This window comes from Streptomyces nymphaeiformis, from assembly GCF_014203895.1.
Lineage (GTDB): Bacteria > Actinomycetota > Actinomycetes > Streptomycetales > Streptomycetaceae > Streptomyces > Streptomyces nymphaeiformis.
Genome location: NZ_JACHJY010000008.1, coordinates 147,519 through 163,167 on the forward strand (window position 1 = coordinate 147,519; position 15,649 = coordinate 163,167).

Here is a 15,649-nt window from a genome sequence, read left to right on the forward strand (position 1 = left end):
GAACGACGTTGGACTTCGGACTCGTCCTGCAGACCGACCCGCCCGCCTCGCAGGTCGTCGGCCTGATGCGCCGCGCGGAGCGCAACGGCTTCCGCTACGGCTGGACCTTCGACTCCGCCGTGCTGTGGCAGGAACCCTTCGTCATCTACAGCCAGATCCTCGCCAACACCACCAAGCTGCACGTCGGCACGATGGTGACGAACCCGGGGACGCGGACCTGGGAGGTGACCGCCTCCACCTTCGCCACCCTCAACGACATGTACGGCAACCGGACCGTCTGCGGCATCGGCCGCGGCGACTCCGCCATGCGCGTCGCCGGGCGCAGGCCCAACACCCTCGCCCGGCTCGGCGAGGCCATCGAGGTCATCCGCGACCTCGCGGAAGGGCGGGAGGCCGAGGTCGACGGCAACCCGATCCGGATCCCGTGGATCAAGAACGGGAAGCTGCCGGTGTGGATGGCGGCCTACGGGCCGAAGGCGCTGGCCCTCGCCGGGCAGAAGGCCGACGGCTTCATCCTCCAGCTCGCCGACCCCTTCCTCACCGAGTGGATGGTCAAGGCCGTCCGCGAGGCGGCGCGGGACGCCGGCCGGGACCCCGACGCGCTCACCGTCTGCGTCGCCGCCCCCGCGTACGTGACGGCCGACGACTCGCCCGAGGCCCTGGCCCACGCCCGTGACCAGTGCCGCTGGTTCGGCGGCATGGTCGGCAACCACGTCGCCGACCTGGTCGCCAAGTACGGCGAGCACTCCTCGATGGTCCCCGAGGAGCTGACCGCGTACATCAAGGACCGGCAGGGCTACGACTACTCCCACCACGGCCGGGCCGACAACCCCGACACCACCTTCGTCCCCGACGAGATCGTCGACCGCTTCTGCCTCCTCGGCCCCACCGAGGCCCACATCGAGAAGCTGCGGCACCTCAAGGACCTCGGCGTCGACCAGTTCGCCATCTACGACATGCACGACAACCGCGAGGGCACCATCGACGCGTACGGCTCCGAGATCATCCCCGCCCTCGGCGCCTGAACCGGCCGCTGCCGTTCTCCTGGGCCACCGAGCCCAGGGCGGTTCACGGGTTCCCTCGCCCTGTGCCCGGGTCACATCCAGGGCCTGTCACGTTCACGCGCCCCCGCTTGTCCCATGGGCGACAGCGCGGCACGGGACGCGACACGCACAGGGCGGGGATCGGACATGAAGGTACTGATGGCAGGCGCGAGCGGACTCCTCGGCCGGAAGGCCGTGCGCGAACTGCGGGCCGCCGGGCACGAGGTCCACGGGATCGGTCGGGGCGAGGGGAACGAGGTCCGGGCGGACCTGCTGGACCGGGACGCGGTGCTGCGGGCGGTGCGGGGACTCTCGTTCGACGTGGTCGTGCACGCGGCCACCGCGCTGCAGGGCAAGAAGATGATGCGCCACCAGGACATGACCGGCACCAACGTGCTGCGCACCGAAGGGACGGCGAACCTGATCGCCGCGGCGCGCGAGACCGGCGCCCGCCGGATCGTCGTGGAGTCGATGATGTTCGGCTACGGCTACGGGGACCACGGCGACCGGCTGATGTCGGAGGACCGGGACGCCTTCGGTCCGGCGCAGTCCGACGTCTGGCTGGAGCGTCACGTCGGCGCCATGCGCACCAAGGAGGAGCTCGCCTTCGGGGCCGACGGCCTTGAGGCCGTCAGCCTGCGGTTCGGCATGTTCTACGGGAAGGGCGTCACCGAGACCACCGTTCTGCCGATGCTGCGCAAGCGGGCCCTTCCGGTCGTCGCCGACCAGGGCAGGGCGCTGTCGTGGGTGGACGTGGACGACGCCGCCCGGGCGCTGGCCGCCGCTGTGGAGCGCGGCCCGGTCCGGGCAGGCGTACAACATCGTCGACGGCACCCCGCTCGGCTTCGGCGGCCATGTCCGCGCCGTCGCGGCCGCCTTCGGCGCTCCCGCACCCCGGACCGTGCCGCTGTGGCTGCTGCGTCCGGCTCCGCTCGCGCACACCGTCGTGTCCACCGATCTGCGTCTGGCCAACGGCAAGGCCCGGTCGGAGCTCGGCTGGACCCCCACCCACGCCGGCAGCGCCGATGGACTCGTCTCCCTTGCCGCGGGGAATTCCCGGCCGGCAGCCTGAGCTTCATGATCGACACGACCGTCACGGACGACGCCCTCGAGGACTTCACCACCCACCGCCGACTGCTCTTCGCCACCGCCTACCGGATGTCGGGCAGCGTCGCGGACGCCGAGGACGTGCTCCAGGACGCCTGGCTCACGTGGTCCCGGACCGACCGCGGTCCGGTCGCCAATGCCCGCGCCTACCTCGTCCGCACGGTCACCAACCTCTCGCTGAACCGACTCACCTCGGCGCGCGCCACCCGCGAGTCCTACGTGGGTCCCTGGCTGCCCGAACCCCTGCTCACCGCACCGGACCTCATGGAGGGAGCCGAGGTGGCGGACAGCGTCTCCATGGCCCTGCTCGTCGTCCTGGAAAGCCTGAGTCCCGTCGAACGCGCGGTGTTCGTACTGCGCGAGGTCTTCGGATACACGCATGCGGAGACCGCCGGGATGCTCGACCGCAGCGAGGCGGCCGTCCGCCAGACCGCGCACCGCGCCCGCGAGCACGTCCAGGCCCGGCGACCGCGCTCCTCTCGGCGCTCACCCTGTCGGTCACCCAGGCCGGCGCGGCTTCCATCGCCTACAACACCGCCACGCTGTGGTTGAAGGGCGACCCGGCTTCGGACACGGATCCGGCCTGCGTGACCAGGGAGATCTACCTGGCCTCCGGCAACTACGGCTGGGGCCAGACCCACGGTGGGCGGCCGGGCGCCGGCCGGACCATCTGGCTGCAGGCCGGCACGTACGGCATGAGGGACTGCCTGTTCGGGGGGCTCGGCGACTACGGGCACTCGAGCCTCCTCATTCCGCGGCTCGACCTGGGATCCGGGCAGCGACGGCACCTGCACGTGGGGCTCGTACCTCAACCCGTACTTCTGACCGGTGGGCGGCGTTCGGGACCGGGACGCCGCCCCCGCGATCAACGCGAGTCGAGGGCGGCCGTGAGCCCGGTCGTCGCCTGTTGGGCGGTCGTCGTGTCCTGGCGGTCGGCCGCGTCGCGCAGGGCGTGCAGCGAGGCGGTGATCCGGGCCGCCCGGGCCGGGGCCGTGTCGTGCTGGACGCGGTCCCAGGTGAGTTCGAGGCTGGACACGTCACCGGCGATCGCGCCCGCGTCCCGGGCCGCGCCGTCCAGCGCCGACTGGCGCGCCCACATCTGCATCCGGGCGGCCTCGACGGTGGCCAGCGGCTCGTACCGCAGGTGCAGGTCGAGCTCGTTCTGGGCGACCCGGAGCGCGGCACCGCGGACGAGTGCGGCGTCGCGGGCCTTGACGGCCGAGGTGAGCGAGCCGATGTCCTTGTCCATCTGCTCGACGAGCAGTCGGGGCACCTTGTCGGAGGCCCGGTACGCGTCCCAGGCGGTCCGCACCTTCGCCACGGTCGCCTCGGTCGCCCCGGCGTGCGCCGCGCGGACCGCCGTCGACAGGGCCGCGAGCTCGGCGGGTACGGGGCCGGGCGTGACGTCCGTCGGTACGGCCAGCGTGACGGCCTCCAGGTCGGGGCCGGGCTCGTCGATGGTGAGTTCGCCGTACCCGGGGGCGATGACCTTGTTCTCGCGCGAGCCGTCCAGGTTGATCTCGGCCGTCCGGATCGCGCCCTTGACGGGTCCGTACGGCCCGGGGACCGTCTGCCCGACGGCCTTCACGGTGACCTCCTCGAAGACCGTGCCCGGGATGTTCTCCCCCCGGAACACGTCACCGGCCCTCGGATCGCTCGGCATGATCATCGCGGCCGGTCCGGCCTTCCCGGCCCGCCAGCTGCCGTGCGTGTCCGCGACCACCCCGTCCTCGTAGTTGAAGACCTCCTCGCCGAGGTACCAGACCGATCCGTCGTCGGCCTGCGCGAACCAGTCGCGCGCGACCTCCTGGACCCGCCCGTCCGAGAAGGACACGAACTGGAACGTGCGCGCCCGGACCTGCTCGCCGTTCACGGTGACGGTCTCGACGTGGGGCAGCAGCGTGAGCTCCGTACGGAAGGGCTTGCCGTCGACCTGACCGTCGTAGATCACCTGCTGGATCTCCGAACCGACGTGGAGCGGGTTGGTGATCCGGGTCGGCCGGCTGAACACGGGCGTGACCTTGTCGACCCGGCTCTGCTCCGGGGAGAGCGGCAGGCACTCGTCGGTCTTCGTGCCGTTCTCCCCCACGATCCGCACGCACTCGGAGCCCGTCGCCGAGGTCGCGCCCCTGGGCCCGCCGCCGACGGCACCGGCGGTGCAGGCGCCGCTCGCGAGGGTCGCGGCCAGGGCCGCGGTCACCACGACCGCAGGTTGTCTGTTCCTCATGGCTGCCTCCTCTGCCGTGACACCGACGCTGCCACCCGGGGGCTGAACAGAGCCTGAACGGAACTGAACCGGCCTTCAGGAGCGGTCCCGGGCCGCCGGGTCCGGCGGGAGCACCACCTCGAAGCGGGCCCCGCCGAGCCGCCCGTCGGCCACCGTCGCCGTGCCGCCGTGCGCCGCGACCAGTTCGGCGACGATGGCGAGCCCGAGTCCGCTGCCGGCGGCGCCCGCGTCACCGCCTTCGGCCGTCCAGCGGGACCGCGCCTCGTCGAGGCGTACGAACCGTTCGAAGACCCGCTCGCGGTCCGCCTCCGGCACGCCGGGACCGTCGTCCTCCACGCCGAGCACCACCCGGCCGTCCGGCAGTTCGACGAGGTCGAAGGCGACCTCGGTGCGGGCGTGCCGGGCCGCGTTGTCGCCCAGGTTGCGCACCACCCGGCTCAGGCCCCGCGGGTCCACCCGCCGCCGCGCCGCCGACACCCCGACCGTGCCGATCCGCAGCCCCGGCGCCTCCCGGCGCAGCCGGCGCACCTCGTCCAGGACCAGGTCGTCGAGGTCCACCGGCCGCATCCGGGGCCGCAGCGCGTCCTCGTCGGCACGGGCGAGCAGCAGCAGGTCGTCGACCAGGCGCTGGATCCGCAGGTCCTCGCCGAGCACGGTCCTGGCGAGGCGTTCGTTCGTCGCCCGGTCCGTCAGCCGGTCGGGGTGGGCGAGCGCGACCTCGACGTGCTGGCGGATGGACGCCACCGGGGAACGCAGCTCGTGCGAGGCGTCGGAGACGAACCGGCGCTGGGCGCTCTGCGCCCGTTCGAGCCGGTCCAGCATGCGGTTCATCGTGGCGGCGAGGCGCGCGATCTCGTCGCGGCCGGGCGGGAGCGGCACCCTGCGGTGCAGCTCCGCCGCCGAGATCGCCTCGACCTCCGAGCCGATGGCCGCCACCGGCGACAGGGCCCGCCCGACCGCCATCCAGGTCGCGCCGGCCACCACGAGCATCAGCAGCGGCAGCCCCGTGACGAGCAGCCGGGTGACGATCCGGGTCGCCTCGTCGACCGCGACGAGGGTCTGCCCGACCAGGACGGTCCGGTTCCCGCCGGGGGCCTCGGCGGTGACCGCCACCACCAGGAACCGGTCCTCGTCGAGCGGCGTCGTGAGCGTGGACTCGGAGCCCCGTCGCGGGTCGGCCAGGGCCGGCAGGTCCTTGACGTTCGGGCTGCCGGCGATCACGTCCCGGCGTTCGTCCAGGACCTGGACGAACTGGTCGTTCTGCTCGCTCACGGTCAGGGACGGCACCCCGTGCCCCGACTCGATGACGGCCGCCACCTGCTCGGCCCGGGTCTTCACGGTCTGCCGCACGTCGTCGGTCAGTTCGGCCCGCAGGAGGGTGATCAGGGCGACCGCTCCGGCGAACAGGCCCACCGCCACGACGAGGACGGCCGCCACGGTCGACCAGAACCGCACGCCCATGGCCGCCTACCCTCCGTCGGGGGCCAGGCGGTAGCCGCAGCCCCGTACGGTCTCGATGGACGCCCGGCCGAAGGGCCGGTCCAGCTTGTTCCGGAGGTGCCGGACGTACACCTCGACGATGTTCGGGTCGCCCTCGAAGGCGTCGTCCCAGACGTGCGCGAGGATCTCCTGCTTGGACACGGTCTCGCCGCGCCGGCGCAGCAGGAACTCCAGGAGGGCCAGCTCGCGCGCGGTCAGCTCGACCCGTACTCCGCCCCGTGACACCTCCTTGGCCGCCGGGTCGAGCCGCAGGTCACCGGCGGTGAGGGCGGCGGGCCGCTCGCGGGGTTCGCGGCGCAGCAGCGCGCGCAGCCGGGCGAGCAGCACGGCGTACGAGAAGGGCTTCGTCAGGTAGTCGTCGGCGCCCGTGTCGAGCCCCTCCACCTCGTCCCACTCGCCCTCCTTGGCGGTGAGCATGAGGATCGGGGTCCAGTTGCCCTCGGCGCGCAGGGTGGCGCAGACGCGGTAGCCGTTCAGGCCGGGGAGCATGATGTCGAGGAGGATCGCGTCGTACGCGTGCTCGCGGGCCCGCCACAGGCCGTCCGTGCCGTCCAGGGCGACGTCGACGGCGAAGCCCTCCGCCTCCAGGCCGTTGCGGAGCCCCTCGGCGAACCGCTCCTCGTCGTCCACGATCAGAACCCGCATGTCCCGATTGTGTCCCGCGTCACCTGAACCGGGGCTGAAGGGCGCGCGGTGCCGCGCGCCCTCCGCCCTGCCGGTACTACAGCGCGGGCACGAATGCCCTCACGCGGGCGGGCTCCGCGGGCGGGGTGGTGCCGTACACGTCGGGGCTGATCTTGTAGCCGCGCTTGTCCTGCTTCAGGACCTCCTTGTCGACGGCCGCGAGCTCCTTGGCGCTGAGCCGGGTGAACTCGGTCAGGGCCAGGGTCTCCGGGTTCGCCTCGCCCACGGGCACCACCTTGATGTTGCCGACGTGGGGCGCGTACGACTTCCGCTGGTGGCCGCCCTCGGGGTCGAGCGGCGCGAACTCGTCCGTCACGAGGACGTTGTCGAAGCAGCTGACCGGAACGCAGACGCTCTGGCCGGTCTGGAACACCGTGGCGCAGTCCAGGAAGTCGATCTCGGGCGCCAGGCCCTCGGTGTAGGTGGGGGAGCCCACCCGCGGCCGGGCGAGCATGGCGATGCCCGCCTTGGCGCCCTGCACGCCGGAGATCCAGGTGTCGGGCGCGCCGGTGAGCTTGCCGTTCTCGTAGATCTCCGGGTACTCCCCGAGGCGCCAGACCGCTCCGCGCCAGTCCTGGGCGAAGAACGCCAGCTCCGACTCCTGGACCTTCTTGCCGTTGAGGTCCTGGTCGAACACCACCACGGTGCGGACGCCGTCGATGACCTTGGTCAGGTCGGTCACCGTCGTCACCACGGTGTGGTCCTCACCGGCGACGTCGCCCTTGAGGACCAGCCGGGTCCCGGGCTTCAGCGGAAGGAACCTGTTGGTCACCCTCGGCGCGGAGGGGAAGGCGTACGGGCGCAGGGCGGGAGGGTTTCCGCAGCCGTTCTGCGCGCGCGCACCGCTTTTCGCCGTGGCGGGAGAGGGGACCTTGGGGGCGTCGGCGGTCGCCGTGCCCGGGGCGAGGAGCAGCGCGGTGACGATCGGGCTCAGCAGGGCAGCGGACGCGCGCAGGCGACGGGGCATTCAGCTTGATCCTCTCGGTGGAGCCGGGGTGGGGCTCCACCGAGAGGCGGCGGCCCCGTCCGCCGCCTGCCTCAGTGCGTGGCGGCCGCCTCATGCTGCGGCCTGTGGCGCCTGAAGCCCTTGCCGAAACGCAGGTACAGGGAGGGGACGACCAGCAAATTCAGCAAGGTGGACGTAACCAGACCGCCCACGATGACCACGGCGAGCGGGTACTCGATCTCGTGGCCCGGCCGGTTGCCGAGGAAGACCAGCGGCAGGACCGCGAGTCCGGTCGCCAGGGAGGTCATCAGGATCGGGGACAGCCGTTCCCGCGCACCGCGCAGCACCAGGGCGGGCCCGAAGGCCATGCCCTCGTGCTCCTCCAGGTGCTGGAAGTGGTTGATCATCAGGATGCCGTTGCGTGCGGCGATGCCGAGCACGGTGAAGAAGCCGACCAGGGAACCCAGGGTGATGTTCCCGCCGGCGATCCAGACGGCGAGGACGCCGCCGACGAGGGCCATGGGCAGGGTGAGGAAGGACAGCAGGGCGAGCCGCCAGCTGCGGAAGGAGACCTGGAGCAGGACGAAGATCGTCAGGGCCGCGAAGATCGCGCTGTAGAACAGGACCCGCTGGGCGGCCTGCCGCTCCTCGTGCTCGCCGAGGAGCTCGGTGTGGTAGCCGCGGGGGAAGTCCGTGGAGGCGATCGCCTTGTCGACGTCCGACACGACGGCGCTGAGGCCGCGCCCGGAGACGGAGGCGTTCACGTCGAGGTGGCGCGAGCCGTTCTCGCGGGCGATCACGTTCGGCTGGGGCTCGATGACCACCTGGGCGACGTCACCGAGCGGGACCGTGGCCCCGGAGGGCGTGTCGATCGGGAGCCGGCTGATGGCCGCCACGTTGCCGCGCGTCTCGGGGGTGCTCCACACCACCGTGTCGTAGGCCCTGCCGTCGCGGAAGATGTCTCCGACCTCCTCGCCGGCCACGAGGGTGGACGCGGCGCGGCGCACGTCGCCGGGCTTCAGCTCGTACTTCGCCGCCTTGTCGACGTCGACCCTCACCTGGACCTGCGGGACCTCGACCTGGAGGTCGGCGTGGACGTCGTCGGTGCCGGCGATCTTGCTGATCTTCTCCTGGAGTTCGAGGCCCTTCGCGCGCAGGACCTTCTGGTCCTGTCCGTAGAGACGGACGACGATCGGGTACTTGGAGCCGGTGAGGACCTCGTCGACGCGCTCGTTGAGGTACGTCTGGACGTCCTGCTCCATGCCGGCGTACCGCGCCACGGTCTCCTTGATCTGTGTGAGGGTCTTGTCGTAGTCGGCCTTCGGTTCGATGCCGATCCAGCCCTCGCCGAAGTTGACCCCCGCGATCTCGTCGCCCAGGAACGCCTGCCCGATGTGGGCCCCGAAGACGTTGCGCACCCCGGGGATGGCCCGCACCTCACGGCTCAGCTGCGAGACCATGCGCTGCTCTTCCTGCACGGACGTGCCGGGCGTGGTGATGAAGTGCACCAGGAAGTCCCGCTCCTTGAAGGAGGGCAGCAGGGACTGGCTGAGCTGGGGCACGAGGAGGGCCGCGACGACCGCGAGCACGCCGGACACCAGGTAGGCGTTCACCGGCCGCTTGACGATGCGCCGCAGTCCCGCCGTGTAGCCGGTCTGCAGCCAGCGCAGCAGCGGGGACTGCCGGCGTTCGACCTTCGCCTTGCGCAGCATGATCAGGCAGAGGGCGGGGGTCACCGTCAGGGCCACGACCATGGAGGCGATGATGGCGAAGGTGTACGAGACGGCCAGCGTCCGGAAGAAGGAGCCCGCCACTCCCTGGAGCAGGAACACCGGTACCGTCGCCACGACGATGATGATCGTCGCGTAGACGATCGGGCTCCGGACCTCGAGCGAGGCGTTGAGGATGATCTTCGCGACCGAGGCGTCACTGCCGGCCTTCCGGTGCTCGCGGAGCCGTCTGAGGATGTTCTCGACGTCGATGATGGCGTCGTCCACGACGGCGCCCAGCGCGATCACGAGTCCGGCGAGGGCCATCGTGTTGATGGTGTCCCCGCGCCAGTGGAGCACGAGCACGGCCGCCATCAGGGACAGCGGGATCGTCAGCAGGCTGATCAGCGCGACGCGCCACTCGTAGAGGAACGCCGCGAGGACCACGACGACGAGCAGGAAGCCGAGCACCAGGGCCTGGGTCAGGTTGTCGATCGCGGTGTGGATGAAGTCCTGCTGCTGGAAGACGGTCGTGTCGAAGTGGATGCCGGGCAGGCCGGGTTCGAGGGTCGCGATCGCCTTCTCGACGTTCTTGGTGATCTCCGGGGTGTCGCCCCAGGGCAGCTTCTCGACGATCAGCAGCAGACCGGGGTCGCCGCCGACGATGGCGCTGCCGCCGAGCGGCTGGTGGGTCTCCTCCACCCGGGCCACGTCCCCGAGCCGGACGGTGCCGCCGCCCGCCGCGGAGACCGGCACCTGGGAGAGGTCGGTGGGCGTCACGACCGGCAGCACGTGCCGGATGCCGAGGCGCTGCGTGGGGGTCTCGACCCAGCCGCCGGTGCCGATGACGGAACCGGTGGTGAACTTCAGCAGACCGGAGTCGACCGACCCGTCGGTGGCCTCCATGACGTCGTCGAGACTGACCTTGTGGGCCTGCATCCTGAGCGGGTCCACCTGCACGGTCATCATCTTCAGCCGCTCGCCGAAGATGCTCACGTTGGCGACGCCGGGCACCCGCAGCAGCCGGGCCCTGACCTCCCAGTACGCCGTCATCGACATGTTCATCAGGGCCTGGTCGGAGTGGTCGTCCGAGGACATCCCGATCTTCATGACGCGGCTGGTCGCGGCGACGGGCGGCATGATCACCGGCGGTGCCGCCCAGGTCGGCAGGGCGTGCGACACCTGCTGCACCCGTTCCTGGACCTCCTGCCGTGCCGTGAAGATGTCGGTCCCCTCGTGGAAGATCAGCTGGATCGACGAGAGCTGCGCGATGGACTCGGAGCGCAGGTCGTCGAGTCCGGCGAGGCCGTTGAGGGACTGTTCGAGCGGAACGGTGACCAGGGACTCGACGTCGGCCGTGGACAGACCGAGGCAGGTCGTCTGGATCTCGACCCGCGGCGGTGCGAACTCGGGGAAGACGTCCACCCGCTGCTGGGGCAGCGACGTGATGCCCACGACCATCATCACCGCGGCCGCGGCGACCACGAGGTAGCGGAAGCGCAGGCTGGACCGGACGATCCAGCGCATCAGGGTGCTGCGGTCCCCGGACATCAGTGCTCGCCGTCCGTCTTGTACTCGATGCCGAGGAGTTCGGCGGCCCCGACGGTCACGACGGGGGTGCCCTTCGGGAGACCGGACTTCACGACCGCGTCGTCCTTGCCGAACTTCCCCAGTTCGACGGGGGTCCGGACGTAGACGAAGGGCTTCGGGTTGGTGAAGGCGAAGGTCTTGCCCTCGGGGTCGTAGACCACCGCCTTCAGCGGGATGAGGGTCTGCGGCGGTCCGGTGCCGTCCAGCGGCGCCTGACGCAGCGGCTCCGTCGTGATGTGGATCCGCGCGGCCGTGTCCTCGGCCAGGGTCAGACGGGGGATCTTCCCCTCCGGGACCTGCTCGATCTCGGCGGGCGGCTGCTCGGAGTGTTCGGCGGCCGAGGCCGAGGAGGAGTGCGAGTCGCCGCAGGCCGTCAGGCCCGCTCCACCGGCGAGCAGCAGCCCCGCGGTCGACAGGCCCACGGCCCACCGGCGCCCGGTGCGACGCCGGCCGGGCCCGCCGCGGGGCGCCTCCCGCCGCTCCTCCCGGCGTTCCGTCCTGCCGTCGTCCGTCGCCGTCACGTCCGGGGCCGGCCCTGCCGTCGACAGGTCGGGTTCCGGGCCGGTGCGGCGCTGCTCGCGGCCGCCGGGGGTGGAGAAGAAGCGGATGTAGAGGGCGGGCACGATGAACAGCGTGACGAGGGTCGAGGTGACGAGACCGCCCAGCACGACGACGGCCAGCGGGTGCAGCACCTCCATGCCCTCGACGGTTCCGAGGAAGACCGCGGGAAGCACCGCGACCGCCGTGGCCAGCGCGGTCAGCAGGACCGGGCCGACCCGGTCGCGCGTGGCGTCGACGATGCGTCGCGGGTCGGCGGTCCCGTCCTCGCGCGGCTCGGTCTCCTGGTAGCCGCGGATCAGCAGCACCAGGTTGCGTACGGCGATGCCCACCACGACCAGGAAGCCGCCGAGCGCGCCGATCGACGTGACGCCGTCGACGGCGAACGCGGTCAGCACGCCGCCGACACCGGCCAGCGGCAGGGCGAACAGGACGAGCGTCGCCGCGCGCCAGCTGCCGAAGGCCGACTGCAGGAGGAGGAAGGCGCCGAGCAGCGCGGCGGCCACCAGACCCGCGATGCGCAGGTCCTGGCCCTGCTGGTGCGCGACGTCGCTCTGCACCTCGGCGTGGAACTCGTACGGCATCGGCATCGCCTGGACGCGGTTCCTGACGTCGTCGAGGACGGAGTTCAGATCGCGCCCGCTGACGTCGGCGACGACGTCGAGGCTGCGCGAGGTGGCGTCGTGCTCGATGACCGTCGGGTACGGCGTGACGCGGACGGTGGCGATGTCGCCGAGGCGGACGTGCCCGCCGTTCGGCGTGTCGATCAGGAGGTCGTGGACCTTCTGCGGGGCGGAGCGCGTCCCGGGCGAGCCCCACACCACGACGTCGAAGACCTTCTGCTCCTCGTACAGACTGCCCACCGGCAGCCCGGAGAAGTAGGTGGCGGCCGTGCGGCGGACGTCACCGGGCTTGACCCCGTGGCTCTGCGCCGCCGCGAGGTCGACCTTGACCTCGATGGTCGGCTCCTCGGCCACGGCCGGGACCTGCGGCCGGACGACTCCGGGGACCTGCGCGAGGACCTTGCTCACCTGCTCGGCCTGGTGCCGCAGCACGCCCAGGTCGTTGCCGTAGACGCGGACGACGACGGGCGGCCCGGCGCCGTCCTCGGCCCGGACCTCGTCCAGGCGTGCCTGCGGGTACGTCACCACGTCGCTGTCGAGACCGGTCTGGTCGTGCATGGTGCGGTTGATCGCGGCGACGGTCCTGCCGTAGTCGGCCGAGCTCTTGAGGTTGACCCAGAACTCACCGGAGTTGACGTTGACGACCTGGTCGGACTCCCTGGCGCGGCCCACGTGGGCTCCGACGCTCTCGACGCCCGGCAGCGCGCGCAGCTGGTCGACGGCCGCCTGGCCGAGGCGGTCCATCTCCGGCAGCGACGTACCGGGCGGGGCCTCCACCTGGATCAGCAGCTCACGCTGGTGCAGGGCCGGGATGGGGGAGGCGCCGTCGAGCTGCGGCCACACCGCGAAGCCGGCGGCCACCAGCACGCCGGCCGCGACCAGCGCCCGGCCCGGCCGGAGCACGGTCTTGGGGCTGATCCGGTCGAAGCCGCGGTGGAGCACTCCGAGCAGCGGGTTGCGGGGGTGGCCGAGCCGGGTGCGCGCGAGCAGCAGGGCGGCCAGTACGGGCGTGAGGGTCAGGGCGACGACGGTGGAGGCGAGCACCGCGAGCACGTACGACAGGGCCAGCGGCCGGGCGAACGCTCCGCCCACCCCGTTCAGGAAGACGACGGGCACCACGGCGAGGAGCAGGATCAGCGTGGCGAAGAAGACGGGCCGCCGTACCGCCGCCGTGGCGTCGACCACGACGTCGGACACGGACCGGCGTTCACCGGAGCGCCTGCCTTCGCGCTCGAACTGTCTCTGGATGCGGTCGAATCCGATGACGATGTCGTCGATGACGGCGCCGAGGGCGATCGCGAGCCCGGCCAGGACCATCATGTTGAAGGTCGAACCCTGGAGATAGAGCACCCACAGGGCGGTGATCTCCGCCATGGTGATCGAGACGAGGCTGATCAGGGCGACGCGCCAGGAGAGGAAGTACAGGCCGAGCAGCACCGAGACGGCCGGCACGGCGACGAGGACCCACAGGCCCACGTTGTCGAGCGCCGTGTCGACGAAGGACGCCGGCCGGTACACGTGGGTGTCGACGGTGATGCCGGACAGTCCGGGCTGGAGCGAGTTCATCGCCTCTTCGACGGCGTGCGTGACCTCACGGGTGTTGGCGTCGGGGTACTTCTCGACCACCAGCATGATCCCGGGGCCGTCGCTCAGCATCACGTCGCCGATGAGGGGCTGGTGGTCCTCCACCACGGTCGCCACGTCACCGATGCGCAGTTGCTTGCTCGCCGTGTCCTCCACGGCCACCGAAGCCAGGTCCTGTGCCTTGGTGATGGGCAGCACGTGCTGGATCGCCAGACGCTGGCTCGGCGTGTCGATGAACCCGCCGGTGCCCGGCGTCGAGGCCTCCACGAAGGTCAGCGGCGACACCCACAGCGCGTTGCCCGTGGTGCGGACCACCTGGTCGAGCGAGACGCCCCGGCTGGCCAGCTGCTGCGGGTCGATCTGGACCTGGAGCTGACGGTCCCGCTCACCCCAGATGACCACGTTCGCCACGCCCGGGATGCCGAGCAGACGCGGCTTGATGTTCCACCGCGCGAGCACGGACATGTCGATGCGTGAGACGTCCTTCGAGGACAGCCCGATCATCATGACCCGGCTCGTCGACGACAGCGGCTGGATCATCACCGGCGGCTTGCCCACCTGGGGCAGGCCGCCCACCTGGATCAGGCGTTCCTGGACGGCCTGCCGGGCCTTCTGCTCGTTCGTGCCCGGTCCGAAGACCAGGTTGACGGACGACAGGCCGGGGGCGGACTCGGAGGTGATCTCGTCGAGCCATGCCACGCCGTTCAGCAGGTCCTGCTCCAGCGGGACGGTGATGAGCTGCTCGACCTCGGCAGCCGACAGGCCCGGCGCCTCGGTCTGGATCTGAACCTGCGTCGGGGCGAACTCCGGAAAGACGTCCGTCGACGCCGCCTTCGGGAGGTGGATGAAGCCCAGGGCCATCACGGCCGCCGCCACACCGAGGATCAGGTTTCGGAACGTAAGACTGAGGGAAAGGATTCTGTGGACCACGACGGGGTCCTGCCTTCCAGAGCGACTGCGCGTTCCGCCGAGCCGCTCCCGGACCCTCTTGGCAGGGTCTCACGAGAGCGTGGGATCACGCATCGGGCGGACGGCATACCGGGCGCCCGCACGGGGTCGTCCGTCCTGCTGCGCCATCAGTCGCCGGCTTCGACCGGCGAGGGGGAGGATTCCCGGCCATCGTCCTCACCGCGCGGTCGCGGGAGACGGACGGGCCGACCTCATATGCGCTGTGCCTATGTCGATAGATACGCCGTAAATGTACCCAGTAGGGGAAAACCCTGTCAATGATTTCCCCCCTAAAGGGGCATACCGTGCGAGGGGTGTCACGGTCGGCGCCCCCCGGTTCCCGCCCCACAAGGGGTGCACGCGCGCTAGAATTGCAGAATTCTTCAATTCAGCAGATGTCGATCCTCAGAACTGTGCGGGCAGGGAGTGTGACGTGAGCACGTTCGCGGAAGCGGTCGTGGAGAGGGTGCGCGCCGCGCGGGCGCGGCTGGCCGCGGCGTACGAGGACGGGGACGCCTACGGGGCGTCCCTCGCCCAGGACGAGCTGGAGGACGCGCTGCGGCTCGCCCGCAAGCACGGCATCGACACGGGCGACGAGGAGGGTGAGGGATGAGCCCCGCCCCCGTCCCGCTCTACCAGGCGAAGGCCGAGTTCTTCCGGATGCTGGGCCACCCGGTCCGGATCCGGGTCCTGGAACTCCTCAGTGACGGCCCGCTGCCCGTGCGGGAGTTGCTCGCGGCGATCGAGATCGAGCCGTCCAGCCTCTCCCAGCAGCTGGCCGTGCTGCGCCGGTCGGGCATCGTGACGGCGACCCGCGAGAGCTCGACCGTCGTGTACGAGCTCGCGGGCGGCGACGTGGCGGAGCTCCTCCTGGCCGCCCGCCGCGTCCTGTCGGGTCTGCTCGTCGGGCAGCAGGAGCTGCTGGCCGAACTGCGCGGGGCCGAGGAGCAGGAGGTGGGCGCGTGACCGCGGAACCGGAGCACGGAGGCGGGGACACGGAGAAGTGGAAGGAGCGCGGCGTGATGCTGCGCGTCTTCGTGTACGTCTTCGCCACCCACCTGTTCGCCGGGTTCGTCTGGATCCTCTTCTACGTGGGCCAGCACGCCCAGAAGTGAGGCCGCCCGGCTCCC

General features: G+C 71.4%; 10 protein-coding genes and 2 pseudogenes. 6 read left to right on the top strand and 6 right to left on the bottom strand.

Annotated features, from left to right (window positions below; genetic code table 11):
• Positions 1-8: 8 nt before the first annotated feature.
• From GGE06_RS26705 to GGE06_RS26715, 3 genes and pseudogenes are all read left to right on the top strand, one after another.
• Entirely contained in the window at positions 9-1,025 is a 1,017-nt protein-coding gene (locus tag GGE06_RS26705; RefSeq protein ID WP_184932010.1) for a TIGR03842 family LLM class F420-dependent oxidoreductase, read from the top strand.
• 177 nt (positions 1,026-1,202) lie between these two features.
• Positions 1,203-1,778 (top strand): annotated as a pseudogene (locus GGE06_RS42815) (NAD-dependent epimerase/dehydratase family protein); the annotation flags it as partial.
• A 342-nt stretch (positions 1,779-2,120) separates the two neighbouring features.
• Positions 2,121-2,624: pseudogene (locus GGE06_RS26715) on the top strand (sigma-70 family RNA polymerase sigma factor); the annotation flags it as partial.
• Between the two features lie 391 nt (positions 2,625-3,015).
• Here the strand turns inward: GGE06_RS26715 and GGE06_RS26720 are convergent.
• The 6 genes from GGE06_RS26720 to GGE06_RS26745 all read right to left on the bottom strand — a co-directional run bounded on the left by GGE06_RS26720 (position 3,016) and on the right by GGE06_RS26745 (position 14,447).
• Complete coding sequence (locus tag GGE06_RS26720; protein WP_116158071.1) at positions 3,016-4,377, bottom strand: hypothetical protein; 1,362 nt, start codon at positions 4,375-4,377, stop codon at positions 3,016-3,018.
• Positions 4,378-4,452: 75 nt separating this feature from the next.
• On the bottom strand, positions 4,453-5,838 hold the full coding sequence (locus tag GGE06_RS26725) for a sensor histidine kinase (RefSeq protein ID WP_184932011.1): 1,386 nt from the start codon (positions 5,836-5,838) through the stop codon (positions 4,453-4,455).
• A gap of 6 nt (positions 5,839-5,844) precedes the next feature.
• On the bottom strand, positions 5,845-6,522 hold the full coding sequence (locus GGE06_RS26730) for a response regulator transcription factor (RefSeq protein WP_116158069.1): 678 nt from the start codon (positions 6,520-6,522) through the stop codon (positions 5,845-5,847).
• Positions 6,523-6,598: 76 nt separating this feature from the next.
• Positions 6,599-7,528: a hypothetical protein gene (locus tag GGE06_RS26735; protein WP_116158068.1), complete on the bottom strand. Its 930-nt coding sequence runs from the start codon at positions 7,526-7,528 to the stop codon at positions 6,599-6,601.
• Between the two features lie 71 nt (positions 7,529-7,599).
• A complete protein-coding gene (locus GGE06_RS26740) occupies positions 7,600-10,767 on the bottom strand; it encodes an efflux RND transporter permease subunit (RefSeq protein WP_221518555.1) in 3,168 nt (1,055 codons plus the stop codon).
• Positions 10,767-14,447 (bottom strand): efflux RND transporter permease subunit, encoded by a 3,681-nt coding sequence (locus GGE06_RS26745; protein ID WP_184932012.1) that lies wholly within the window; start codon positions 14,445-14,447, stop codon positions 10,767-10,769. The genes GGE06_RS26740 and GGE06_RS26745 overlap by 1 nt, the downstream gene beginning before the upstream one ends.
• 505 nt (positions 14,448-14,952) lie before the next feature.
• Here GGE06_RS26745 and GGE06_RS26750 point away from each other — a divergent pair.
• From GGE06_RS26750 to GGE06_RS42055, 3 genes are read left to right on the top strand one after another with little or no spacing between them, the layout of a single operon-like run.
• Positions 14,953-15,132, top strand: a complete 180-nt coding sequence (locus tag GGE06_RS26750) for a hypothetical protein (protein ID WP_116158066.1) — start codon at positions 14,953-14,955, stop codon at positions 15,130-15,132.
• On the top strand, positions 15,129-15,485 hold the full coding sequence (locus GGE06_RS26755) for an ArsR/SmtB family transcription factor (RefSeq protein WP_116158065.1): 357 nt from the start codon (positions 15,129-15,131) through the stop codon (positions 15,483-15,485). Before GGE06_RS26750 ends, GGE06_RS26755 begins: the two co-directional genes overlap by 4 nt.
• Positions 15,482-15,634 (top strand): DUF6126 family protein, encoded by a 153-nt coding sequence (locus GGE06_RS42055; protein ID WP_181924929.1) that lies wholly within the window; start codon positions 15,482-15,484, stop codon positions 15,632-15,634. Before GGE06_RS26755 ends, GGE06_RS42055 begins: the two co-directional genes overlap by 4 nt.
• The last annotated feature ends 15 nt before the right edge of the window (positions 15,635-15,649 follow it).

Coding starts and splice junctions, on each gene's coding strand:
- GGE06_RS26755 (WP_116158065.1), top strand. CDS start 15,129: ATGAGCCCCGCCCCCGTCCCGCTCTACCAGGCGAAGGCCGAGTTCTTC.
- GGE06_RS26740 (WP_221518555.1), bottom strand. CDS start 10,767: ATGTCCGGGGACCGCAGCACCCTGATGCGCTGGATCGTCCGGTCCAGC.
- GGE06_RS26730 (WP_116158069.1), bottom strand. CDS start 6,522: ATGCGGGTTCTGATCGTGGACGACGAGGAGCGGTTCGCCGAGGGGCTC.
- GGE06_RS26735 (WP_116158068.1), bottom strand. CDS start 7,528: ATGCCCCGTCGCCTGCGCGCGTCCGCTGCCCTGCTGAGCCCGATCGTC.
- GGE06_RS26720 (WP_116158071.1), bottom strand. CDS start 4,377: ATGAGGAACAGACAACCTGCGGTCGTGGTGACCGCGGCCCTGGCCGCG.
- GGE06_RS26725 (WP_184932011.1), bottom strand. CDS start 5,838: ATGGGCGTGCGGTTCTGGTCGACCGTGGCGGCCGTCCTCGTCGTGGCG.